Raw genomic sequence first — 22,326 nt, forward strand, 5'->3', positions numbered from 1 at the left:
GTAGGTGTGCCTGCTGTCACACATGAGAGTGAAGCTGCCCGTCTGTGCAGAAATGCGGCCGGTTTGTCTGGTATAGGGCCGCTTTGCTACCCCACGGTTTGGCAATGCTCTAGTCAGATTCTTACCTTGGCCGTCAGCGCGACGTTCCCGCCTTGCCCCGATCCAGGAAGCGCGAACGGGGGCCGATCGCTGTCGCTCCGTTGACTCCTGCCACACCAGCCGCAACCGGAGCGCGGGGCTCGTCCTCGTCCTCCGCCGGAGCGGGCTGCGCGGGCCCGGCCGGCTCCTGGGCGACGGCACGGCCGCGCCCACGGCGGTAGCGCGGCGGCACGAAGGCCTCGGCCCAGCGCGGAGCGCGCGGGGTGAACCGCGGCAGCAGGAGCAGGACGAGCCCGATGGCGCTCAGGATCACGACGCCGAGCACGATCCACATGGACGCCGAGTTCACGGAGTACGCGAGCGAGCCGAACGCGATCAGCGCCGACCAGAAGTACATGATCAGCACCGCGCGGCTGTGCGAGTGGCCGATCTCCAGCAGTCGGTGGTGCAGATGCCCGCGGTCGGCGGCGAACGGCGACTGGCCGCGCCAGGTACGGCGCACGATGGCGAGCACCAGGTCGGCGGCCGGCACCGCGATGATCGTGAGCGGCAGCAGCAGCGGGATGTAGACGGGGACCGTCTGGTGCACCGCCGCCGTCTCCGATCCCGCGTACAGGTTGAGCGCGTCGGGGTCGATCTGGCCGGTGATGGAGATGGCGCCCGCGGCCAGGACGAGGCCGATGAGCATGGAGCCCGAGTCGCCCATGAAGATCCGCGCCGGGTGCATGTTGTGCGGCAGGAAACCCAGGCACATGCCGATCAGGATCGCCGAGAAGAGCGTGGCGGGGGCGGCGGCCTCGATGCCGTACGAGTACCAGATCCGGTAGGCGTACAGGAAGAACGCGGTGGCCGCGATGCACACCATGCCGGAGGCGAGGCCGTCGAGGCCGTCGACGAAGTTGACCGCGTTGATGGTGATGACGACGAGCGCCACCGTCAGCAGGGTGCCCTGCCACTGGGTCAGCGCGACGTTGCCGACACTCGGGATCGGCAGCCACAGGATCGTCAGACCCTGCATGACCATGACGCCGGCGGCGATCATCTGGCCGCCCAGCTTGATCAGGGCGTCGATCTCGAACTTGTCGTCCAGGACGCCGATCAGCCAGATCAGCGCCGCCCCGGAGAGCAGCGCGCGGGGCTCGTTCGACTTCTCGAAGAGCTCGTTGAGGTTGGTGAGGTGGTCCGCCACCAGCAGGCCCGCGCACAGGCCGAAGAACATCGCGATCCCGCCGAGCCGCGGAGTGGGTTCCCGGTGCACGTCACGTGCCCGGATCTCCGGCATCGCTCCGGCCACGATCGCGAACTTCCGTACCGGCCCTGTCAGCAGATACGTCACCGCGGCCGTGATGCAGAGCGTCAGCAGGTATTCACGCACAGGCTTCCCCACAGGTCTCGCTGGCCATCTCAGCACCACACCCTAGCGACGCGCTCATACGCGGCGCATATGTGTGGTGACTTCCGGGTAGCGACGATGGTTGCACGAGTGGCTGTGCGGGTGGGTGCACGCAGGTGCGTCTACCCCGGCTCAGCCGGGATACGGCGGAAATCCGCCGACCAGCTCCCGGACTTCCTCACGCGCCCTCTGGCTCTCCGTCTCGCCCCGCAGCACCGCCGCGAACAGCGCGGCGATCCGCGGCATCTCCTCCTCCCCCATGCCCTGCGTGGTCACCGCGGCCGTGCCCAGGCGCAGGCCGCGGGAGTCCGCGTGCGGCAGCGCGCAGCAGTCCAGGACCATCCCGGCGGCCGCGAGCCGGCCGCGGGCGGTGCGGCCGTCGACGCCGAGCGGCGCAGGATCGGCAGTCACCAGATGCGTGTCGGTCCCACCGGTGGTGACGACCAGCCCCTCCGCGGCCAGCGCGGCCGCGAGCACCCTGGCGTTGGCGACCACCTGGTGGGCGTACACGGAGAACGCCGGCGCCGCCGCCTCGCCGAACGCGACGGCCTTGGCGGCGATGGTGTGCATCTGCGCGCCGCCCTGCGTGAACGGGAACACGGCCCGGTCCACCCGCTCGGCGAGCTCCGCCCCGCACAACAGCATGCCGCCGCGCGGCCCGCGCAGCACCTTGTGGGTGGTGGCGCACACGACATCGGCGTACGGCACCGGATTCGGCGCCGCCTTGCCGGCGACCAGCCCGATGGGGTGCGCGGCGTCGGCGATGAGGTACGCCCCGACCTCGTCGGCCACCTCCCGGAAGGCGGCGTAGTCGATGTGCCGCGGGTAGGCGATGGACCCGCACACGATCGCCTTGGGCCGATGGGTGCGGGCGAGGGTGCGCAGCTGCTCGTAGTCGATCAGGCCGGTCTCCGCGTCGGCCCCGTACCCGACGAAGTCGAACCAGCGGCCGGAGAAGTTGGCGGGCGAGCCGTGCGTGAGGTGTCCGCCGTAGGACAGGCCGAGGGCAAGGACGGTGTCGCCGGGCCGCAGCAGCGCCGCGTACGCGGCCAGTACCGCCGATGACCCCGAGTGCGCCTGCACATTGGCGTGTTCGGCCCCGAACAGCGCCTTCGCCCGCTCCACCGCGATGCGCTCGGCGAGGTCGACGATCTCGCAGCCGCCGTGGTAGCGGGCGCCCGGATACCCCTCCGCGTACTTGTTGGCGAGGGGTGAGCCGAGTGCGGCCAGTACCGCGGGCGACGTGAAGTTCTCGGCGGCGTTCAACTGGAGCGTCGTCGACTGCCGGTCGAGTTCCCCGAGCAGGATCTCGGCCAGCTCGGGGTCCTGCCGTCGCAGGACATCGGCCTCGAGGGTGCGGGTGACCGACATGGTGCGCTCCGGGGCGTCGACGGTGACGTACGACCAATGTAGGCCGGAGACGGCAGGGACGCCCGGTGCCGGCGTACACCGCGCCCCCGACGGCGTTCGCCTACGCTCGCGCAGGGACTCCGGTCAACGCCGTCACCACCGGATCCAGCGCCTGGTGTATCTCGTCCCCGATCGACCGGAAGAACGTCAGCGGCGCCCCGTACGGGTCGTACACCTCGTCCGCCTCCGCGGTCGGCGCGAGCAGCCACCCGCGTAGAGCCGCGGCCGCACGTACCAGGGCGCGCGCACGCGCGACCACGCCGTCCTCCAGCGGAGGCAGCGTGGCCGGGTCTATCGCCCGCACCAGCCGCGTGAACTCCTTCAGAGTGAAGGTGCGCAGCCCGGCGGAGTGTCCCATCGAGATCACCTGGGCGCGGTGGTCGCGGGTGGCGGTCAGCACCAGGTCCGCCATGATCACGTGCTCGTCCAGCAGTTCCCGGCCGGTGAACCCGGAGGCGTCCGCGCCGAAGTCGGCCAGCACGGTCTCCGCGTTGGCCTCCATGGGCGCGCCTTCGTGCCCCCAGGTGCCCGCGCTCTCCACGATCAGCCCGCCCCACAGGGGGTCGCCGAGCCGGGCCGCCAGGGCATGCCGGGTCAGCCGCTCGGTGATCGGCGAGCGGCACACGTTGCCGGTGCTGACGTGGAGGATGCGGAAGCTGTCGCGAGGCAACCTGAAGGTCCCCGTCTCTTCCCCGTTGCCTATGCCACGCCCCGCGTCAGGGGCTGTCAATTCGCCACCTCGAGGTCGGGTACGACCTTGCGCAGGTCCTCCGCCGAGAGCGCTCCCTCGCGCAGCAGCAGCGGCACCTCACGGGTGACGTCGACGATCGAGGACGGGACGTTGCCGGGCGTCGGGCCGCCGTCCAGGTAGACGGAGACGGAGTCGCCGAGCATCTGCTGCGCGGCGTCACAGTCCTCCGGTGCCGGGTGACCGGTGAGGTTCGCCGACGACACGGCCATGGGGCCGACCTCGGTCAGCAGCTCGATGGCGACCGGGTGCAGCGGCATGCGCACGGCGACGGTGCCCCGGGTGTCCCCCAGGTCCCACTGCAGGGACGGCTGGTGCTTGGCGACGAGCGTGAGCGCACCCGGCCAGAACGCGTCGACCAGCTCCCAGGCGAGCTCGGAGAAGTCGGTGACGAGACCGTGCAGGGTGTTCGGGGAGCCGATCAGGACGGGGGTCGGCATGTTGCGGCCCCGCCCCTTGGCCTCCAGGAGGTCGGAGACCGCTTCCGAGGAGAACGCGTCGGCGCCGATGCCGTACACCGTGTCGGTCGGCAGCACCACGAGCTCGCCACGGCGGACGGCGGACGCGGCCTCGCGCAGACCGGTCGTGCGGTCGGTCGCGTCGTTGGTGTCGTATCGCCGTGCCATCTGGCGGGCCTCCTCGTACACGTACTGCGGGACGGAAGTCTGGGGCGTGCTCACGGCAGCGCCTTGCGGGCGGTCGCGAAGCGCGGCCGGTTGTTGAGGTCGGGGTGGTCGGCCGCGTCGGCCCAGCCCCGCTCCTCGGTGAAGATCCACGGCACCTGGCCGCCCTGGGTGTCGGCGTGTTCGACGACGACGACGCCGCCGGGGCGCAGCAGCCGGTGCGCGGTGCGCTCCAGGCCACGGATGAGGTCGAGGCCGTCCTCCCCCGAGAACAGGGCGAGTTCGGGGTCGTAGTCCCGCGCCTCGGGAGCGACGTACTCCCATTCGGTGAGCGGGATGTAGGGCGGATTGGAGATGACCAGGTCGACCTGGCCGTCGAGGTCGGGGAAGGCGTCCAGGGCGTTGCCCTGGCGCAGGTCGACCCTGGACCCCTCCACGTTCTTGCGGGTCCACTGCAGGGCGTCCTCGGACAGCTCCACGGCGTGCACGCGGGAGCGCGGGACCTCCTGGGCGAGGGCGAGAGCGATGGCGCCCGAGCCCGTGCACAGGTCGACGATGAGCGGCTCGACGACGTCCATCGCGCGGACGGCGTCTATGGCCCAGCCGACCACCGACTCGGTCTCGGGACGCGGGACGAACACACCGGGGCCGACCTGGAGTTCCAGGTACCGGAAGAAGGCGCGCCCGGTGATGTGCTGGAGGGGCTCGCGCTGCTCACGGCGCGCGATGACCTCCCAGTACCGGGCGTCGAAGTCCGCGTCCTTCACGGAGTGCAGCTCGCCCCGCTTCACACCGTGCACGAACGCGGCGAGCTCCTCCGCGTCGTTGCGCGGCGAGGGCACGCCGGCGTCGGCCAGCCGCTGGGTGGCCTGGGCCACCTCCGCGAGCAGCAGGTTCACGCAAGTCCTCCGTGTCGTACTCGTCCGTGCGTACGTCCTTACGCGGCCGCGAGCTTCGCCGCCGAGTCCGCGTCGACACATGCCTGGATCACCGCGTCGAGGTCGCCGTCCAGGACCTGGTCCAGGTTGTACGCCTTGAAGCCGACGCGGTGGTCCGAGAGGCGGTTCTCCGGGAAGTTGTACGTACGGATCTTCTCGGAGCGGTCGACGGTGCGGACCTGGCTGCGGCGCGCGTCGGCGGCTTCCTTCTCCGCCTCCTCCTGCGCCGCGGCGAGCAGCCTGGAGCGCAGGATACGCAGTGCCTGCTCCTTGTTCTGCAGCTGGCTCTTCTCGTTCTGGCAGGAAGCGACGACTCCGGTCGGAATGTGCGTGATGCGCACCGCGGAGTCGGTCGTGTTGACGGACTGGCCGCCGGGGCCGGAGGAGCGGTAGACGTCGATGCGGAGGTCGTTGGGGTTGACCTCCACGTCGACCTCCTCCGCCTCCGGGGTGACCAGGACACCCGCCGCGGAGGTGTGGATACGCCCCTGCGACTCGGTGGCCGGCACGCGCTGCACCCGGTGCACGCCGCCCTCGTACTTCAGCCGCGCCCACACGCCCTGGCCGGGCTCGGTGGCACCCTGGCCGCCCTTGGTCTTCACGGCGACCTGGACGTCCTTGTAGCCGCCCAGCTCGGACTCGGTGGCGTCGATGATCTCGGTCTTCCAGCCGACACGCTCGGCGTAGCGCAGGTACATCCGCAGCAGGTCGCCCGCGAACAGGGCGGACTCGTCGCCGCCCGCGCCCGCCTTGATCTCGAGGATGACGTCCTTGTCGTCGCTGGGGTCGCGCGGCACGAGCAGCAGGCGCAGCTTCTCCGTCAGCTCCTCGCGCTGCTTCTCCAGCTCCTTGACCTCGGCGGCGAACTCCGGGTCGTCCGCGCCGAGTTCACGCGCGGTCTCGATGTCCTCGCCGGTCTGCTTCCAGGAGCGGTACGCGGCGACGATCGGGGTGAGCTCGGCGTAGCGCTTGTTGAGCTTGCGCGCGTTGGCCTGGTCGGCGAAGACCGACGGGTCGGCGAGCTTCTTCTCCAGGTCGGCGTGCTCCACGACCAGTTCCTCGACGGCCTCGAACATCTTGGGCTCCTGAAATACGTGAGAAAGGGAAGGCGGGCGACCAAAAACGCCGGTCCCGGCGCGCCCTGGAACGGGGCGCGGCCGTGGACCGGCGAAATGGGGCTCGCTACTTCTTGGAGCCGGCAGCAGCCTTGCCGAAGCGGGCCTCGAAGCGGGCCACGCGGCCACCGGTGTCGAGGATCTTCTGCTTGCCCGTGTAGAACGGGTGGCACTCGGAGCAGACCTCGGCGCGGACGGTGCCGCTGGAGATCGTGCTGCGGGTGGTGAACGACGCGCCACAGGTGCAGCTGACCTGCGTCTCGACGTACTCGGGGTGGATGTCGCGCTTCAAGGTGTCTCCTAGTTTCGGGAGGGCGCCGGGTCGCAGCCGCGGGATGCGGAGGCGTGAACCGGAGCCGACGTACCAGTCTGCCAGGACTGGCGCCATCCCCCAAAACCGGGGGGCACCGTGATCTATTCCCCGCGGGCGGTCGTGGTCGCTCGCGCCCCGCGGCGGAGCCGCATACCGATACAGCCCCGCGCCCCTAAGAAGCGCTCACCACACCCTTGGCCTCGCCTGAGGCCGTTCCCTCTGTGGCGCTCTTCGGGATCGCCTTGTCGTTCTTGAGGGCGGTCCACACCTGCTTGGCCTGGGCCTCGGCGACGATGACACGGTTCGGGTTGGCCGGGTCGTACCGCACCGGCATGGTGACCATGTCCATGTGCTTCGAGCTGATGCCCTTGAGGCCGTTCGCGAAGGACATGAGCTTGTCGACCGAGCCGAGGTCGGAGTCGGTGGTGACGGCCTTGGTGGCGGTGTCGGCCAGGTCGTACAGCTTCTTCGGGCTGGTGAAGAGGCCGATGTCCTTGACCTGGTCGACCAGGGCCTTGATGAAGGCCTGCTGGAGCTGGATACGCCCGAGGTCGGAGCCGTCGCCGACGCCGTGCCGGGTGCGGACCAGGCCGAGGGCCTGCTCACCGTTCAGCGTGTGCTCGCCGGCCTTGAGGTTGAGGTGGCTGTCGGAGTCGACGATGTCCTCGGTGGTGGTCACGTCGACGCCGCCGAGCTCGTCGATCAGCTTCTCGAAGCCGGAGAAGTCGACCTCCAGGTAGTGGTCCATGCGGATGCCGGTGAGGGACTCGACGGTCTTCACCGCACAGGCCGCGCCGCCCGTGGAGTACGCGGAGTTGAACATCACCCCGGAAGCGGCGTCGTGCGTGTTGCCGTCGGTGTCGGTGCACTCGGGGCGGTCGATGAGCGTGTCGCGCGGGACGGAGACCACGCTGGCCTTCTTGTGGCCCTCGTAGACGTGCACGATCATCGCGGTGTCGGAGCGGGCGCTGCCGTCGTCGGTGCCGCCGCCGAGCTTCCTGTTGCTGCCGGAGCGGGTGTCCGAGCCGAGGACGAGGATGTTCTCGGAGCCGTTGTCGATCTTCTCGGGCCGGTCGGTGCCGAGGACCTGGTCGATGTTCACGCTCTTGATGTTGCCGTTGAGCTTGAAGTACAGGTATCCGGCTCCGGTACCGCCCAGCACGACGATGCCGGCGGCGGTCCAGGCCATGATCACCATGCCCTTGCGCTTGGGCTTCCGGCGGCGGCCCTTTCCGCGGTGGCGGGGGCCGCTGGTGCCGGTGTCACCCGGTATGCCGGGCTCCGGCGTGCTCTCGGCGGACATGTGCTCCTCGAATCTCGTCCGGTCGGTTACCCCCTGCTGTCAGGGTCAGGCATGGCCGAAACGACCCTCCCCCGGCTCTCGGCTCGCTCGAACCGGGAAGGAACCCCATCGCACCATCGTCGCTCCGCCAGGTCAGACGGCGAAACCGGGGAAAGGGTTGCACAGCACACTGTGCCCACCCTGTGGATCAGGTGGGCACAGTGCGTAGTCGAAGTGTCGTGGGCGAGCGGCGCTCACCTGCGGCTTCAGCCGAAGATGTCGTACTGGTCGAAGTTGCCGCCGACGGAGATCTTTGTGTCAAAGATCTCGCTCGTCGCCTTGCGGGTGCCCTCGTACAGGTAGAGCGTGCCGCCGGGCGTGCGGGCCAGGAAGTCGGCCTTGCCGTCGCCGTTCACGTCACCGATCGCGTCGAAGGCGTTGTACAGCGTGCTGCTCCAGGTGCGCACCTTGATCCGCGTGGCGAAGGCGTCGCTCCCGGACTTGCCGGTGCCCTTGTACAGGTACACGTAGCCGGTGCTCGTGCTGCGGGCGAGCAGGTCGGCCTTGCCGTCGCCGGTGAAGTCGCCGTGGCCGCGCACGAAGTTGTACTGGTTCCAGCCCGAGCCGGCCTTCACCCGTGTGGCGAAGGTGCCGTCGCCCTTGCCGGGGTAGATCCACAGGTAGCCGCCGGAGTCGACCGACAGCAGGTCGGGCTTGTAGTCACCGGTGACGTCACCGGGGGTGACGATGCGGGTGCGGGTGGTCCAGCCGCTGAAGATCTTCTTGGGAGCGGCCTGACTCTGGTCCGCCGGCACGCCGGGCAACCAGTAGACGTCGCCTGTGGAGGCCACGCGGTACACGAAGTCCTGGTAGCCGTCCCGGTTCAGGTCGGTCTGCAGGACGACGTTGACGCCGGTCCAGTCGCCCCAGGACTGGCGGGTGCCGAACGAGGTGCCCTCGGAGTCCTTCTCGTAGCCGGTCTTGGTGGAGGCGTTGCGCACCCACAGGTCGGCCTTGTGGTCGCCGCTGAGGTTGGTGTCCTCGACGCGCGGGTAGGCGACGCCGACGTACGCCTTGACCTTGGCGAACACGCTGTAGGAGCCCTTGGCGACGCAGTTCTTCACGCCCCAGGAGACGACGCCGACGATCCGGTTGTCCACGACCAGCGGGCCGCCGGAGTCACCGTTGCAGGAGGCCTTGGTGCCGGTGTCGCTGCCGGAGGCCGTGCCCGCGCAGACCATGTGGTTCTTGACGAAGTAGGCGCCGTAGTAGTTGGCGCAGGCGGTGTCCGAGTGGATGGACAGTGTGGCCGTCTTCAGCGTCTCGGAGATGTTCTGGTTGGTCGAGCTGGTGCGGCCCCAGCCGTAGACCTGGGCCTTGGTCCCGGTGGCGTACGAGGCGGTGTCGCCGGACGTCGTCATGCGGATCGGCGTGGCCTTGACCGGGGAGGCCAGGGTGAGGACCGCGATGTCGTTGTCGAAGGACGTCGTGCTGTACGTCGGGTTGCTCCACTGCCGAAGGACAGGGCTGAGCGTGCCGCCGTGCAGGTCGGTGCCGTCGTCCGAGGGGAGTTGGGAGGTTCCGGTGACGATCGCGCCGTGGGCCTTCCACGTGTAGCCCTCGACGCAGTGCGCGGCGGTGAGGATCTTCGTCGGCGCGACGACGGCACCGCCGCAGAAGAAGCCGGTGTCGTCGCTCGTGTCGTCGGTGCCCTGGTCGTCGGTGTACCAGAGCTGCGCCATCCACGGGGCCGTGCCGATGGTGGTGTCGGTGCCGCCGATGACCATCGGTTCGATCGTGGTGTCGCCGCTGTCCGCGCTCTGCGAGGACGGGCTCGTCCTCTCGCCGGGCACGTCGTCGTCGGCCATCGCGCCCGCGATGCGCTGCTGGAGCTCGGTGAGCGTGGGCGTGCTGACGGCGGTCCTGACCGGTGGCTTCGGGTCGGCGGTGGCCGCGTCCGCGGAGGAGGTCAGCAGCGCTGCGGCGACGGCCGCGGCGACACCGGCGGCGGCGACGGGAAGAGCGAGGCGTATCCGGCGTCTGTGCCGGCCGGTCGCGGGCAGGGGCGTGCGCAAGGAAGTCCCCCCAGGGAGGCAAGAGATGAGAAGGGCGCCTGATGCACCCGTCCCTCTCTGCGCCAAAAGGCCGCCCCCTGTCACTCGTGTGACAGGGGGCGGCCTCAGCGCCCCGAAGGGGCGCGGGACTGCATCCGATTTACGGCTCCGCCGCGCGGGCGCGATCAACCGCGGCGAACCGCGGCGGACGAACGACCGTCAGCTCAACGGCGACTAGTCACCGTTGCCCGGCGTCGGCGTCGTCTTCTGGATCTGCATCAGGAACTCGACGTTCGACTTCGTCTGCTTCATCTTGTCGAGCAGCAGCTCGATCGCCTGCTGCTGGTCGAGCGCGTGCAGCACCCTCCGCAGCTTCCAGACGACCGCGAGCTCCTCGTTGCCGAGCAGGATCTCTTCCTTACGGGTGCCGGACGCGTCCACGTCCACCGCCGGGAAGATGCGCTTGTCGGCGAGCTTCCGGTCGAGCTTGAGCTCCGCGTTGCCGGTGCCCTTGAACTCCTCGAAGATCACCTCGTCCATGCGGGACCCGGTGTCCACCAGGGCGGTGGCGAGGATGGTCAGCGAGCCGCCGTCCTCGATGTTGCGGGCCGCACCGAAGAAGCGCTTCGGCGGGTAGAGGGCCGTCGAGTCGACACCACCGGACAGAATGCGGCCGGAGGCCGGGGCGGCGAGGTTGTACGCACGGCCCAGACGCGTGATCGAGTCGAGCAGGACGACGACGTCGTGGCCCAGCTCCACCAGGCGCTTGGCACGCTCGATGGCGAGCTCGGCGACCGTGGTGTGGTCCTCGGCCGGGCGGTCGAAGGTCGAGGAGATGACCTCGCCCTTGACCGACCGCTGCATGTCGGTGACCTCTTCCGGACGCTCGTCGACCAGGACGACCATCAGGTGGCACTCGGGGTTGTTGTGGGTGATCGCGTTGGCGATCGCCTGCATGATCATGGTCTTGCCGGTCTTCGGCGGGGCCACGATCAGACCGCGCTGGCCCTTACCGATCGGCGCGACGAGGTCGATGATGCGGGTGGTGAGGATGCCCGGGTCCGTCTCCAGACGCAGGCGGTCCTGCGGGTAGAGCGGGGTCAGCTTGTTGAACTCCGGCCGCCCGCGCCCGGATTCGGGCGCCATGCCGTTGACGGAGTCCAGGCGGACCAGCGCGTTGAACTTCTCGCGGCGCTCGCCCTCCTTCGGCTGACGGACCGCGCCGGTGACGTGGTCGCCCTTGCGCAGGCCGTTCTTGCGGACCTGGGCGAGGGAGACGTACACGTCGTTCGGACCCGGCAGGTAGCCCGACGTACGGATGAAGGCGTAGTTGTCGAGGATGTCCAGGATGCCCGCGACGGGGATCAGGACGTCGTCCTCGGCGAGCTGCGGCTCGGCGATCTCGTCGCGGCCACGACGGCCACGGCGGTCACGGTAACGACCGCGCCGGCCGCGCCGGCCGCCCTCGAAGTCGTCGTCGTCCTGCGGGCCGTTGTCGCGCTGCTGGCGGTCCTGACGGGTGCCGCCGCCCTGCTGCTGACGGTCCTGACGGTCCTGGCGCTGCTGGCCGCCGCCCTGCTGCTCGTCGCCCTTGCCACGGCGGTCGCGGTCACGGCCTCCGCGGTCACGGTCACGGCCCTGGCGGCCCTGGCGGCCCTGGCGGCCGTCGCCGTCGGCGGCATCGCCCTTGGCCTCGCCCTGGGACTGCGCCTGGGCGGGCGTCTCGGCCTTCGGCTCGCTCTTCGCCTCGGCGGTGACCGTCTCGGGGCTGCCGGCCTCGGCGGTGGCACGGCGGCGGCGGCGCTCCGCGGGGGCGTCGTCGGCGGCCGGCTGACCGGGGATCTCGATCTGCTGCTGGGCCACGGCCTTCTCGGCGGCGGCCTCGGCCTTCGGCGCCTTCTTCTCGGCGGCGGGAGCGGCCTCGTCACCCGTACGGGCCTTGGAGGTGGCCCGGCGCTTGGGCTTGGTCTCGGCGGCGTCGGCCTTGGCCGGGGCGGCGGCGCCCCCGCCCGCCTGCGCCTCCTTGATGACCTCGATCAGCTGGCTCTTGCGCATGCGCGCGGTGCCCCTGATGCCGAGGCCGGATGCGACCTGCTGCAGCTCGGCCAGCACCATGCCCTCGAGGCCGGTACCGCGGCGCCGCCGGGAGCCGGCACCGGTGGCAGGCGCGGAGGCGTCCGTGGCGGGCGCGGCAGCGGTCTCCTCGACACGTGCGCCCATCAGATCGGTGGTGTCGCTCACGAAGGGTCCTTCCCTGGAGCGGACGTCGGCCTGTCTGGCTCGGCGACCGTTTGTGCTGTCCGGCTTTGGTCCTGCTGTGTGGACCGTGCCGTGGCGGTGGTCCGCCTGAATGGCGGAGGAATGTGATGACGGCGCTTCCCGGAGCCGTGGCACCGAGTGTCTGTGTCACGTGGCTTGGTCGCACCGGTTCCGGAGCGTGCCCGGCGAGTCGCTCAGTGCCCGCGTACGGAGTACTGCCCATGTACGACGTACGGAACACAGTGCGGCTTGGGAGGCTCCCGGAAGGATGTCTGTCCCGGACGGGGACACGAAGCACCTCGCCATGGTGGGGTCGGGTGCAGACTTGAGGTTAACACTACCGGATCCAACAAACATTCCCCCTCTCGAAATCCGGCAACCGTGTGTCAGGGTGCAAGCGGCAGCACGCTCGCTCCCCGGGCGTCGAGCCCGAGCCGGTTCGCGGCCCAGCCCTCGCCTGCCAGATGAGCCACCTTGTCGGCGCTTTCCTCGTCGGCCAGCGCCATGACGGTGGGTCCCGCACCGGAGATGACCGCCGGGACTCCGTCGGCCCGCAGCCGCTCCACCAGCGCGGCGCTCTCCGGCATGGCCGGGGCGCGGTATTCCTGGTGAAGGCGGTCCTCGGTGGCCGGCAGCAGCAGCTCGGGGCGCCTGGTCAGGGCCTCGACGAGCAGAGCGGCACGGCCCGCGTTGGCCGCGGCGTCGACGTGCGGCACGGAGCGCGGCAGCAGGCCGCGCGCGGTCGCGGTCAGGACCGGTTTTCCGGGCACGAAAACCACCGGAACGATGGAATCGGCGGGCTCCATCCTGATCGCCCGCGCGGCGCCGCCCTCCATCCAGGAGAGCGCGAACCCGCCCAGCAGACAGGCCGCGACGTTGTCGGGGTGGCCCTCGATCTCGGTGGCCAGCTCCAGCAGCGCGGCGTCGTCGAGCTTGGACTCGCCGCCTATGGTCACGGCACGCGCGGCGACGATGCCGGCGCAGATGGCGGCCGACGAGGAGCCGAGGCCGCGGCCGTGCGGAATGCGGTTGGCGCACACGATCTCGAGGCCACGCGGCTGCCCGCCGAGCAGGTCGAAGGCGGTGCGCAGGGACCGTACGAGGAGGTGCTTCTCATCGCGCGGGAGCGTCTCGCTGCCCTCACCGGCGATGTCGATGTGCAGCCCGGAGTCGGCCACCCGGACGACCACGTCGTCGTAGAGCCCCAGCGACAGGGCGAAGGCGTCGAAGCCCGGGCCGAGGTTGGCGCTGGTGGCGGGGACGCGCACCCGGACGGCGGCGGCACGGAAGGCGGGACCGGCCATCTCTCGATGACTCTCCTTGAGCTGCGGGATTGTCGAATGACTTTCGATGGGCATTCGATACGTACAGAGGCCCTCGGGCCGCGGAGGCGGCGCTGCGCCGAGCCATACGCGCAGGCATATGCGGCGGGCGGGTTCAGTACAGCCTATCGAAGGAAGGTTCTGTGGCGACATAGGGCGCACAGGAGGCGCACGATGCGTGTCGTGGGCCCCCTGTGCACCCCCGTGGGGGTTGACCCTCTGGAACTGTCGTCACGCGAGGCCGAGGCGCTCGGCCGCCGTCGGAGCGTCGACCGGAACGGTGACGGGCTGCGGGGCGCCCGCGACGGCCCAGTCGGGGTCCTTGAGCCCGTTGCCGGTGACCGTGCACACGATCGTCTGGCCCGGGTCGACCTTGCCCTGCTCGGCCGCCTTCAGCAGACCGGCCACGGACGCGGCCGACGCCGGCTCGACGAAGACACCCTCCTGAGCGGCCAACAGCCGGTAGGCCCGCAGGATCTCACGGTCCGTCACCTCGTCGATGAGGCCGCCGGACTCGTCCCGCGCCGCCAGGGCGTACTGCCACGACGCGGGGTTGCCGATGCGGATTGCGGTGGCGATGGTCGAGGGGTCCTTGACGACCTCACCGCGCACGATGGGTGCACTGCCGGACGCCTGGAAGCCCCACATGCGCGGGGTCTTCGCGGCGACACCGTCGGCGGCGTACTCCTTGTAGCCCTTCCAGTACGCGGTGATGTTGCCCGCGTTGCCCACCGGCAGGACGTGGATGTCGGGCGCGTCACCGAGCATGTCCACGATCTCGAAGGAGGCCGTCTTCTGGCCCTCGATACGTACCGGATTGACCGAATTGACCAGCGCCACCGGGTAGTTGTCGCTCAGCGCCCGGGCGAGGGTGAGGCAGTCGTCGAAGTTGCCGTCGACCTGGAGGATCTTGGCGCCGTGGACGAGCGCCTGCCCCATCTTGCCGAGCGCGATCTTCCCCTGCGGAACGAGAACGGCCGAAACCATCCCCGCACGTACCGCGTACGCGGCGGCGGAGGCCGACGTGTTGCCGGTGGAGGCGCAGATCACAGCCTTCGCGCCCTCCTCCTTGGCCCGCGTGATGGCCATGGTCATGCCGCGGTCCTTGAAGGACCCGGTGGGATTTGCGCCCTCCACCTTCAGGTGGACCTCGCAGCCGGTGCGCTCGGAGAGCACCTGCGCGGGCACGAGGGGCGTGCCACCCTCACGGAGTGTCACGACCGGCGTGCTGTCGGTGACCGGCAGCCTGTCCCGGTACTCCTCGATGATTCCGCGCCACTGGTGGGTCATTGCTGGTTACTCTCCTTCAACCCGCATGATGCTGGCGACACCCCGCACGGTGTCGAGGCTGCGCAGCGCCTCGACGGTCCCGGTGAGGGAGGCGTCGGACGCACGGTGGGTGACGACGACGAGGGAGGCCTCGCCGTCCTTGCCCTGCTGCCGAACCGTATCGATCGAGACACCGTGCTCGGCGAACACGGTGGCGACCTGGGCGAGAACACCCGGTTTGTCGGCGACGTCAAGGCTGATGTGGTAGCGGGTGACGACGTCACCCATCCCCGACACCGGCAGGGCGGCGTACGAGGACTCGCCCGGCCCGGTCGTGTTGCTGAGCCGGTTGCGGCACACGGCGACGATGTCCCCGAGCACGGCGGACGCGGTGGGCGCACCCCCGGCACCGGGCCCGTAGAACATGAGCTGCCCGGAGGCGTCGGACTCGACGAACACGGCGTTGTACGCGCCCCGCACGGAGGCGAGGGGGTGCGTGAGCGGGATCATGGCCGGATGCACGCGCGCGGTGACGGACCCACCGTCCTCCGCCCGCTCGCAGATGGCGAGGAGCTTGATGGTGCAGCCCATCTCCTTGGCCGAGGCGAAGTCGGCGGCGGTGACCTCGGTCATGCCCTCGCGGTAGACGTCGTCGAGGCGCACGCGCGTGTGGAAGGCGATACCGGCGAGGATGGCGGCCTTGGCGGCGGCGTCGAATCCTTCGACGTCGGCGGTGGGGTCGGCCTCGGCGTACCCGAGGGCGGTGGCCTCGTCGAGGGCCTCCTGATACCCGGCGCCCGTGGAGTCCATCTTGTCGAGGATGAAGTTGGTGGTGCCGTTGACGATGCCGAGCACCCGGTTGACCTTGTCACCGGCGAGGGACTCGCGCAGCGGCCGGATCAGCGGGATGGCTCCGGCGACGGCGGCCTCGTAGTAGAGGTCCTTGTCGTGCTCCTCGGCGGCGGCGTGCAGAGCGGCCCCGTCCTGGGCGAGGAGGGCCTTGTTCGCGGAGACGACCGAGGCGCCGTGCTCGAACGCCGTGGTGATGAGGGTGCGGGCGGGCTCGATTCCGCCGATGACCTCGACGACGACGTCGAGGTCGCCGCGTTTGACGAGGGCGGTGGCGTCGGTGGTGACCAGGCTCGGGTCGATACCGTCCCTGACCTTGGAGGGCCGGCGGACGGCCACGCCCGCCAGCTCCACGGGGGCCCCGATCCTGGCGGCGAGGTCGTCGGCGTGCGTCGTCATGATGCGCGCCACCTCTGAGCCGACCACTCCACAGCCCAGCAGCGCCACCTTCAGCGGACGCGTACGCATCATCCGACCTCGTTTCCTCATACCGTCATCGGTTGGACCAGTTTCACTCACCGGACGGGAGTTTCTATGCCTCGTCCGGATTGTGAGATATCTATTTCATTTGTACGGGGGCGGAAGACAGGAGATCTTTCCGCCCTTTCCTTTCCGTGTGCTTCTCTGGGTGGCTCACCCGACATCGAGCCGCAGAAGGTCCTCTTCGGTCTCCCGCCGGACGATCACCCTCGCCTCACCGTCCTTGACCGCCACGACGGGCGGGCGGAGGACGTGGTTGTAATTGCTGGCCATGGACCGGCAGTACGCACCCGTGGCGGGTACGGCGATGAGGTCACCGGGTGCCAGATCCGCGGGCAGGAATGCGTCCTTCACGACGATGTCGCCACTCTCACAGTGCTTGCCCACGACGCGAGCCAGCATGGGCTCGGCGTCGGAGGTACGGGAGACGAGGGCGACGCTGTACTCGGCGTCGTACAGCGCGGTCCGGATGTTGTCGGACATGCCGCCGTCGACGGAGACGTAGGTACGCAGCCCGTCGAGGGGCTTGACGGTGCCGACCTCGTAGAGCGTGAAGGCGGTCGGACCGACGATGGCACGCCCCGGCTCGACGGAGATACGGGGCGTACGGAGCCGGGCCACCTCACACTCGCGGTTGACGATGTCGGTGAGCGCCTTGGCGATCTCGTGAGGCTCGCGCGGGTCGTCGCCGCTGGTGTACGCGATACCGAGCCCACCCCCGAGGTCGATCTCGGGCAGCTCGACACCGTGCTCGTCGCGGATCTCCCTGAGGAGTCCGACGACGCGGTGGGCGGCGACCTCGAAGCCGGACATGTCGAAGATCTGCGACCCGATGTGGGAGTGAATCCCGATCAGCTCGAGCCCGTCGAGCTGAAGCGCGCGCCGCACGGCCTCCGCGGCCTGCCCGCCGGCGAGCGGGATGCCGAACTTCTGGTCCTCGTGGGCGGTCGCGATGAACTCGTGGGTGTGGGCCTCGACGCCGACCGTGATACGGATCTGGACCCGCTGCCGCTTCCCCAGGGACGACGCGATGTGCGCCACGCGGACGATCTCCTGGAAGGAGTCGAGGACGATCCGCCCGACACCGGCGCGGATGGCCCGTTCGATCTCCTCCGGGGACTTGTTGTTGCCGTGGAAGGCGATGCGGTCGGAAGGCATCCCCGCGGAGAGGGCCGTGGCGAGCTCGCCGCCGGAGCAGACGTCGAGATTGAGCCCTTCTTCGTGCAGCCAGCGCACGACGGCACGGGAGAGGAACGCCTTGCCCGCGTAGAAGACGTCGGCGTCCTGCCCGAAGGCGGTACGCCACGCCCGTGCCCGGGCACGGAAATCGGCCTCGTCGACGACGTAGGCGGGGGTGCCGTGCTGCTCGGCGAGGTTCTTGACGTCGATTCCGCCGACGGTGACGACGCCGTCGGCGTTACGGCCGACGGTCTGGGCCCACACCTTGGGGTCGAGGGCGTTGAGGTCGGCGGGCGGGGCGGAGTAGTGGCCCTCGGGGAGGACGTCGGCGTGACGGGGCCCGGCGGGGTGTGCGGAACGGCTCATTTCTTCTTCCGGTGGCTCTCTGTGTCTCGCGTCAGAGTCTCTGGCGACGGGGGTGTCTTGTCGGAGTCTCTGATCAGAGGTGGTCGGGTGCGTCTATACCGAGCAGGGTCAGGCCGCCGGCCAGCACCGTCCCGGCGGCTTCGGCAAGGGCGAGCCGGGCACGGTGGGCGGCCGAGGGTTTCTCCCCGCCGCGCGGCAGGACGGAGGGGAGGAGAGGGAACACGGCATCGGCGACGGTGACGAGGTGCCGGGCCAGGCGGTCGGGGGTGCGGTGCGTCGCCGCGGTACCGAGGATGCGGGGGTGGTCGGCAAGGACGGTGAGGAGAGGACCCGTACTGTCCACGCCTACGGGCCCGGGCTCCGCGCCGAAGCCGAGGTCGGCGGCGTTACCGCTCAGGGCCCGGGTGCGTGCATGGGCGTAACGAACGCGGAAGAGGGGGTTGCCCTCGCGCTGGACGAGGTGATCGTCCGTGATCCGTGCCCGGTCGTGGGCGGCGGGGAGAAGCAGGGCCCAGCGGCCGGCGTCCCGGCCGAGGCGCAGGGGGTCGGCGGAAGCCGGGACGGGAACGGGACGGATGTCGACGTCGAGGGGTGCGGGCGCTTGGGGAGCACCGTACGCGTCGAGGGGCGCGGGCGCTTCCGGAGCACCGTACGCGTCGGGGGGCACGGGCGCTTGGGGAGCACCGTACGCGTTGAGGGGTGCGGGCGCTTCGGGAGCACCGTACGCGTCGAGGGGTGCGGGCGCTTCGGGAGCACCGTACGCGTCGACGGCGACGCCGAGGACGTCGGTCCACTCCGGCTCGGGCCGCGCTTCGCACGTGATCCGGACGAGGGCACCCTGCGAACGGAGGATCCGGGCGGTGGCGTCGGCGACGACGACGGCACGCACGTCGTGAGCGGCGTGGAGCTGCCAGAGCTGCCCGGTCGGCGCGTCGACGAACCCGTACCGAGGACCGCGCCGAAGGATCTCCTCGACGAGGGCGGCGTCGGCGGTCCGCTGGAGGCTGATGTTGATGAACCCCGGCCCGGTGACGACGACGTCGGTGATTCCGTGGGCGCCGAGCAGATGCGGCCGCAGAACCTCGGCCACGCGCAGGGGCGGCTGCCCGGCCGGCCGGGCGAGCTGAAGGGCGATGTTGGTGGCGTAGTCACCACAGCCACCGGGCCCGGGTGGCGTGACAACGGCCCGTGCGGGCACGCTCACGCTCAGCTCTCCGTCGTCCACAGCGCGACGTACCGCGCGCAGCACGGTGCGGGAGAGCTCGACGGGGGTCACGGGACAAGCGTAGGGGAGGAGGGGGGTGGGTGTGCGAGCCGGTTTACCGGGGTTCCGGGATGTGGACGAAGTAGGGGTGATCGGCGACACCGGGCGATTGGCCAGCCGCCGACGGTAAGGGATTGATCAGCGGCGCGATCAGCAGGGCGCCACGACGCGTCGGTCAGATGCCGGCGTGACCGGCCCGCTGAGCCTGTTCGGTCCCCCGGACTTCGAAGGCGCCTCCAAAGGGGGTGTCACCCCCACCACTCCCCCTCCCCTGCTTCCCCGCGATCAACTGCCGTACGAGCTGTACGAGTTCGGCGGGCTCGAAGGGCTTGGCGAGGAAGGCGTCGACGCCGACATCGAGTCCGCTCTCGACCTCGAACTGCGTACAGGCGCTGACAATGGCAAGAGGCAGATGACGGGTCCGCGGATCGGCGCGCAGCCGCGCCGCGGTCCTGAGCCCGTCCAACCGGGGCATAACAACATCCAGGGTGACCACATCGGGTCGCACCTGATGAACAACATCCAGACACTCGGCACCATCAGCCGCGGTCACGACCTCGAGACCCTCAAGCTCGAGATTGACCCTGATCAACTGCCGGATGACCTTGTTGTCGTCCACAACAAGCACCCGACCCGACGCGCCCGGCACAACTCGAGAGTAGGTCCAGACCGGCCACCGCGTCCGGGTTTTCCCCACTTCCACGCCGTCAGGGCGACCCCGCCCCGCACGGACGCGAGCCACCATCCCGCGAGCCCCGCCACCTCGCCACGCCCCCTCGCCAAAGGCGTCCGGGACACGTAAAACCCGTTCATGGACACCCCGAAGGAGCTGGTAGGGTTCTACCCGTCGCCGCGAACAGCGACCGACACGCCCCCGTAGCTCAGGGGATAGAGCAACGGCCTCCGGAGCCGTGTGCGCAGGTTCGAATCCTGCCGGGGGCACCCTGCATGAGGTGCCCAAAGACCCCGCCGTCAGCGCTTTTGCTGAGGACGGGGTCTTCGCGTATGTGCAGGCGTATGCCACTCTGGGCCGCCGTATGTCGGCGTCCGTGGACTATTCGTGGACAGGAAAGCCGGTCATCGGCGCAGGTCGCCGCGGCATGGCGAAGCCCAGGGACAGGTCCACGGGCTGCGGAGCGTCCCGCCCCTGGGCGGGTCACTCGTATTCGCGAAACGGGTCCTCGATCCGAAAGGACTCAGCCAGTGGCTTTGGCGATGATGCGGTCCATCTCCTCCCGGCCGAAGGCCCGCAGGGTGGTGGAACGGACGTTGCCCAGCCCGGCGACCTGCAAGAGCACCGCAGTGGCGGTCTCGTCGTCCGGCGCCTCCACGACGGCCACGATGTCGTACGGACCGACGGTCCAGTAGAGGTTCAGGACCTTCACCCCCAGCTTCTGTGCCGCCGCGGCGAAGGCCTCGGCGCGCTGCGGGGTGTCCTTGTAGCCCCGGATCCCCTGATCGGTCCAGTTCAGCAACGAGACATACATCGGCATGGTCTTTCACCCCTATGAAGGAGACAGAAAACATCGTCGATCAAATTCTGAGCACCATGCGCGTGATGCGCATTCAGAAGCAGTCGGACGAGTGATGCGACGATGAGCGATCGAACTCCTCAAGCGGTGGCCAGCTCGCCACCACGAGCCACGGTGATGACGGCAGCGAGGGCGGGCGGCGACCGCAATCCGCAGCCGCCCGACACCCTCGAAACACCGAGTTCCAAAGATCACCCTTGCCGGACTGTCTGTGGACAGCGGCGAAGCGCCACTGCCCTCGCCGTCCCAGGGACCGGTCTCCGTGCTCACGTCAGACCCGGAGGTCCTCACCGCCCACTGCGGGACACGCGTCTCTGTCAAGAAATCTGACGTCAGATGCCCGCCCGGCTCGTGCCCACGTTCGTCGCCTGCCGCCGTGCTTCGGAGATCAGGATCGAGCCAGGAAGACACGCACGGCCCGCGCACGGGACAGCGGCCTGCCGGCTCTGGAACTTCGGAGGGCTGGGAGGAGTTGGCAGGAGGACACGCGGAACGCACGCGGACGACCGAACAACATGGGCTGTAGCTGAGGTGGCACGGATGGCGATGTGGGATCGGATCAAGGACCAGGCCAGGGGTCTGCAACAGCAGGCACAGGGAACGCGGGGCTCCGGCGGACACGGGCGGCCGGGTGCAGGGTCCGCCGGGGGATCGCGGGCCCAGCTGGTGAACACGGTCAAGTCCCAGCTCACCTCCCTCAAGGCGGAGCTGAAAAGCGGCGCCTACCGCGACGCCAGCATGGCCATGTGCGCTCTGGTCGCCGCCGCTGACGGGCACGTCGACCCGGCCGAGCGGCAGCATGTGGAGTCGCTGATCCTGCACAACGACGTCCTGCAGAACTTCCCCCCCGACCAGCTGCGGCAGCGTTTCAACAAGCACGTCGACCAGCTGGCGCTCAACTTCCAGCAGGCCAAGGCCGAGGCTCTGCAGGAGATCGCCAAGGCTGCGAAGAAGCCGACGGAGGCCAGGGCGGTCGTGCAGACCGGCTTCGTCGTCGCGGGCGCAGACGGATTCGTCGCGCCGGCCGAGGAGCAGATCCTGCGCGAGGCGTGCTCGGTGCTCGGCCTGTCCACCCATGAGTTCGGCATCTGACGAGGGCGCGAGGGATCGGGCTCGTGATGTTCCATCGGCGTCCGAGGGTGCGTCGTGTGGGGAGACCATCGGGGCTTTGGAGGAGGGCGTCTGACGTCGTGTGACAAGATGCTGCGGCCAAGCCCCGTCAGAAAGGGACGAATTTCATGTCCAGGGTCGAGCTGACCACCAATCACGGCCGTATCGTTCTTGAGCTCAATGACGCCGAGGCGCCCAAGACCGTCGAGAACTTCCTGACGTATGTCGGCAATGGGCATTACGACGGGACGATCTTTCACCGGGTGATCAACGGGTTCATGGTCCAGGGCGGTGGGTTCACCGCGGAGATGGCGCAGAAGCCGACTCTGGCGCCCGTCACCAACGAGGCCGACAACGGGCTGAAGAACAACGCCTACACCGTGGCGATGGCGCGGACCAACGATCCGCACTCGGCCACCGCGCAGTTCTTCATCAACGTCTCGGACAACGAGTTCCTCAACTACACGGCGAAGAACCCGAGCGGCTGGGGTTACGCCGTCTTCGGGCGGGTCGTCGAGGGGCAGGACGTCGTCGACCAGATCAAGCAGGTGCGGACCGGCAGCAGTCGTGGTTTCCAGGACGTGCCCACCCAGCCCGTGATCATCGAGGCCGCCAAGGTCATTGACTGACCCACCCCGGTACCGCTGACGGGACCTGCGGCTGCGAAGCAGGCGCCACGCGGTGCGCAGGTCACGCGGTGCGCAGGTCACGCGGTGCGCGG

At 69.6% G+C, this 22,326-nt stretch carries 19 protein-coding genes and 1 tRNA gene; 3 read left to right on the top strand and 17 right to left on the bottom strand.

What is annotated here, in order from left to right; genetic code table 11:
- Positions 1–133: 133 nt before the first annotated feature.
- The 16 genes from ACZ562_RS32985 to ACZ562_RS33060 form a co-directional block, all read right to left on the bottom strand.
- Complete coding sequence (locus ACZ562_RS32985) at positions 134–1,474, bottom strand: MraY family glycosyltransferase (protein ID WP_471186824.1); 1,341 nt, start codon at positions 1,472–1,474, stop codon at positions 134–136.
- 150 nt (positions 1,475–1,624) lie between these two features.
- The gene (locus tag ACZ562_RS32990) at positions 1,625–2,863 is read right to left on the bottom strand and encodes a serine hydroxymethyltransferase (protein ID WP_471186826.1); all 1,239 of its coding nucleotides are present in this window, start codon (positions 2,861–2,863) and stop codon (positions 1,625–1,627) included.
- A 100-nt stretch (positions 2,864–2,963) separates the two neighbouring features.
- Positions 2,964–3,632, bottom strand: a complete 669-nt coding sequence (locus tag ACZ562_RS32995) for an arsenate reductase/protein-tyrosine-phosphatase family protein (RefSeq protein WP_471186828.1) — start codon at positions 3,630–3,632, stop codon at positions 2,964–2,966.
- Positions 3,629–4,276 carry an L-threonylcarbamoyladenylate synthase gene (locus ACZ562_RS33000; RefSeq protein WP_471186907.1) on the bottom strand — a complete coding sequence of 216 codons (648 nt, stop codon included), beginning with the start codon at positions 4,274–4,276 and terminating at the stop codon, positions 3,629–3,631. Before ACZ562_RS33000 ends, ACZ562_RS32995 begins: the two co-directional genes overlap by 4 nt.
- A 50-nt stretch (positions 4,277–4,326) precedes the next feature.
- On the bottom strand, positions 4,327–5,172 hold the full coding sequence (gene prmC / locus ACZ562_RS33005) for a peptide chain release factor N(5)-glutamine methyltransferase (protein ID WP_471186830.1): 846 nt from the start codon (positions 5,170–5,172) through the stop codon (positions 4,327–4,329).
- A gap of 38 nt (positions 5,173–5,210) precedes the next feature.
- A complete protein-coding gene (prfA, locus tag ACZ562_RS33010) occupies positions 5,211–6,287 on the bottom strand; it encodes a peptide chain release factor 1 (protein ID WP_471186833.1) in 1,077 nt (358 codons plus the stop codon).
- A gap of 106 nt (positions 6,288–6,393) precedes the next feature.
- A complete protein-coding gene (gene rpmE / locus ACZ562_RS33015) occupies positions 6,394–6,618 on the bottom strand; it encodes a 50S ribosomal protein L31 (protein ID WP_055625166.1) in 225 nt (74 codons plus the stop codon).
- Positions 6,619–6,811: 193 nt separating this feature from the next.
- Positions 6,812–7,942: an LCP family protein gene (locus ACZ562_RS33020; RefSeq protein WP_471186838.1), complete on the bottom strand. Its 1,131-nt coding sequence runs from the start codon at positions 7,940–7,942 to the stop codon at positions 6,812–6,814.
- Between the two features lie 245 nt (positions 7,943–8,187).
- A complete protein-coding gene (locus ACZ562_RS33025) occupies positions 8,188–9,996 on the bottom strand; it encodes a trypsin-like serine protease (RefSeq protein ID WP_471186841.1) in 1,809 nt (602 codons plus the stop codon).
- A gap of 213 nt (positions 9,997–10,209) precedes the next feature.
- Positions 10,210–12,216: a transcription termination factor Rho gene (gene rho, locus ACZ562_RS33030; protein ID WP_471186843.1), complete on the bottom strand. Its 2,007-nt coding sequence runs from the start codon at positions 12,214–12,216 to the stop codon at positions 10,210–10,212.
- A 404-nt stretch (positions 12,217–12,620) separates the two neighbouring features.
- Positions 12,621–13,538: a homoserine kinase gene (gene thrB, locus ACZ562_RS33035; RefSeq protein WP_471186846.1), complete on the bottom strand. Its 918-nt coding sequence runs from the start codon at positions 13,536–13,538 to the stop codon at positions 12,621–12,623.
- Positions 13,539–13,787: 249 nt separating this feature from the next.
- A complete protein-coding gene (gene thrC / locus ACZ562_RS33040) occupies positions 13,788–14,846 on the bottom strand; it encodes a threonine synthase (RefSeq protein ID WP_471186849.1) in 1,059 nt (352 codons plus the stop codon).
- Between the two features lie 6 nt (positions 14,847–14,852).
- Positions 14,853–16,145, bottom strand: coding sequence for a homoserine dehydrogenase (locus ACZ562_RS33045; protein WP_471186852.1), 1,293 nt, complete (start codon positions 16,143–16,145; stop codon positions 14,853–14,855).
- Between the two features lie 162 nt (positions 16,146–16,307).
- Complete coding sequence (gene lysA, locus ACZ562_RS33050) at positions 16,308–17,699, bottom strand: diaminopimelate decarboxylase (protein WP_471186855.1); 1,392 nt, start codon at positions 17,697–17,699, stop codon at positions 16,308–16,310.
- A 73-nt stretch (positions 17,700–17,772) separates the two neighbouring features.
- Positions 17,773–18,975, bottom strand: coding sequence for an ArgS-related anticodon-binding protein NrtL (gene nrtL / locus ACZ562_RS33055; protein ID WP_471186858.1), 1,203 nt, complete (start codon positions 18,973–18,975; stop codon positions 17,773–17,775).
- Positions 18,976–19,138: 163 nt separating this feature from the next.
- Positions 19,139–19,708, bottom strand: a complete 570-nt coding sequence (locus ACZ562_RS33060; RefSeq protein WP_471186860.1) for a response regulator — start codon at positions 19,706–19,708, stop codon at positions 19,139–19,141.
- Positions 19,709–19,833: 125 nt separating this feature from the next.
- Here ACZ562_RS33060 and ACZ562_RS33065 point away from each other — a divergent pair.
- Positions 19,834–19,905, top strand: a tRNA-Arg gene (locus ACZ562_RS33065).
- 254 nt (positions 19,906–20,159) lie between these two features.
- On the opposite strand, the gene ACZ562_RS33070 is transcribed toward ACZ562_RS33065, so the two are convergent.
- Positions 20,160–20,456 (bottom strand): GYD domain-containing protein, encoded by a 297-nt coding sequence (locus tag ACZ562_RS33070; RefSeq protein ID WP_471186863.1) that lies wholly within the window; start codon positions 20,454–20,456, stop codon positions 20,160–20,162.
- A 579-nt stretch (positions 20,457–21,035) separates the two neighbouring features.
- Between ACZ562_RS33070 and ACZ562_RS33075 the strand changes: the two genes are divergently transcribed.
- Positions 21,036–21,587, top strand: a complete 552-nt coding sequence (locus ACZ562_RS33075; RefSeq protein WP_471186866.1) for a tellurite resistance TerB family protein — start codon at positions 21,036–21,038, stop codon at positions 21,585–21,587.
- A gap of 146 nt (positions 21,588–21,733) precedes the next feature.
- Entirely contained in the window at positions 21,734–22,234 is a 501-nt protein-coding gene (locus ACZ562_RS33080; RefSeq protein WP_471186869.1) for a peptidylprolyl isomerase, read from the top strand.
- Positions 22,235–22,326: the final 92 nt, after the last annotated feature.

This window comes from Streptomyces sp. NPDC040410, from assembly GCF_055595715.1.

Excerpts from the sequence above, each read along its gene's own strand:
- ACZ562_RS33000 (WP_471186907.1), bottom strand. The coding sequence starts at position 4,276 with ATGGCACGGCGATACGACACCAACGACGCGACCGACCGCACGACCGGT.
- thrB (WP_471186846.1), bottom strand. The coding sequence starts at position 13,538 with ATGGCCGGTCCCGCCTTCCGTGCCGCCGCCGTCCGGGTGCGCGTCCCC.
- ACZ562_RS33045 (WP_471186852.1), bottom strand. The coding sequence starts at position 16,145 with ATGATGCGTACGCGTCCGCTGAAGGTGGCGCTGCTGGGCTGTGGAGTG.
- ACZ562_RS33075 (WP_471186866.1), top strand. The coding sequence starts at position 21,036 with ATGGCGATGTGGGATCGGATCAAGGACCAGGCCAGGGGTCTGCAACAG.
- thrC (WP_471186849.1), bottom strand. The coding sequence starts at position 14,846 with ATGACCCACCAGTGGCGCGGAATCATCGAGGAGTACCGGGACAGGCTG.
- ACZ562_RS33060 (WP_471186860.1), bottom strand. The coding sequence starts at position 19,708 with ATGGTGGCTCGCGTCCGTGCGGGGCGGGGTCGCCCTGACGGCGTGGAA.
- ACZ562_RS33020 (WP_471186838.1), bottom strand. The coding sequence starts at position 7,942 with ATGTCCGCCGAGAGCACGCCGGAGCCCGGCATACCGGGTGACACCGGC.
- prfA (WP_471186833.1), bottom strand. The coding sequence starts at position 6,287 with ATGTTCGAGGCCGTCGAGGAACTGGTCGTGGAGCACGCCGACCTGGAG.
- ACZ562_RS33070 (WP_471186863.1), bottom strand. The coding sequence starts at position 20,456 with ATGCCGATGTATGTCTCGTTGCTGAACTGGACCGATCAGGGGATCCGG.
- ACZ562_RS32990 (WP_471186826.1), bottom strand. The coding sequence starts at position 2,863 with ATGTCGGTCACCCGCACCCTCGAGGCCGATGTCCTGCGACGGCAGGAC.
- ACZ562_RS33080 (WP_471186869.1), top strand. The coding sequence starts at position 21,734 with ATGTCCAGGGTCGAGCTGACCACCAATCACGGCCGTATCGTTCTTGAG.
- lysA (WP_471186855.1), bottom strand. The coding sequence starts at position 17,699 with ATGAGCCGTTCCGCACACCCCGCCGGGCCCCGTCACGCCGACGTCCTC.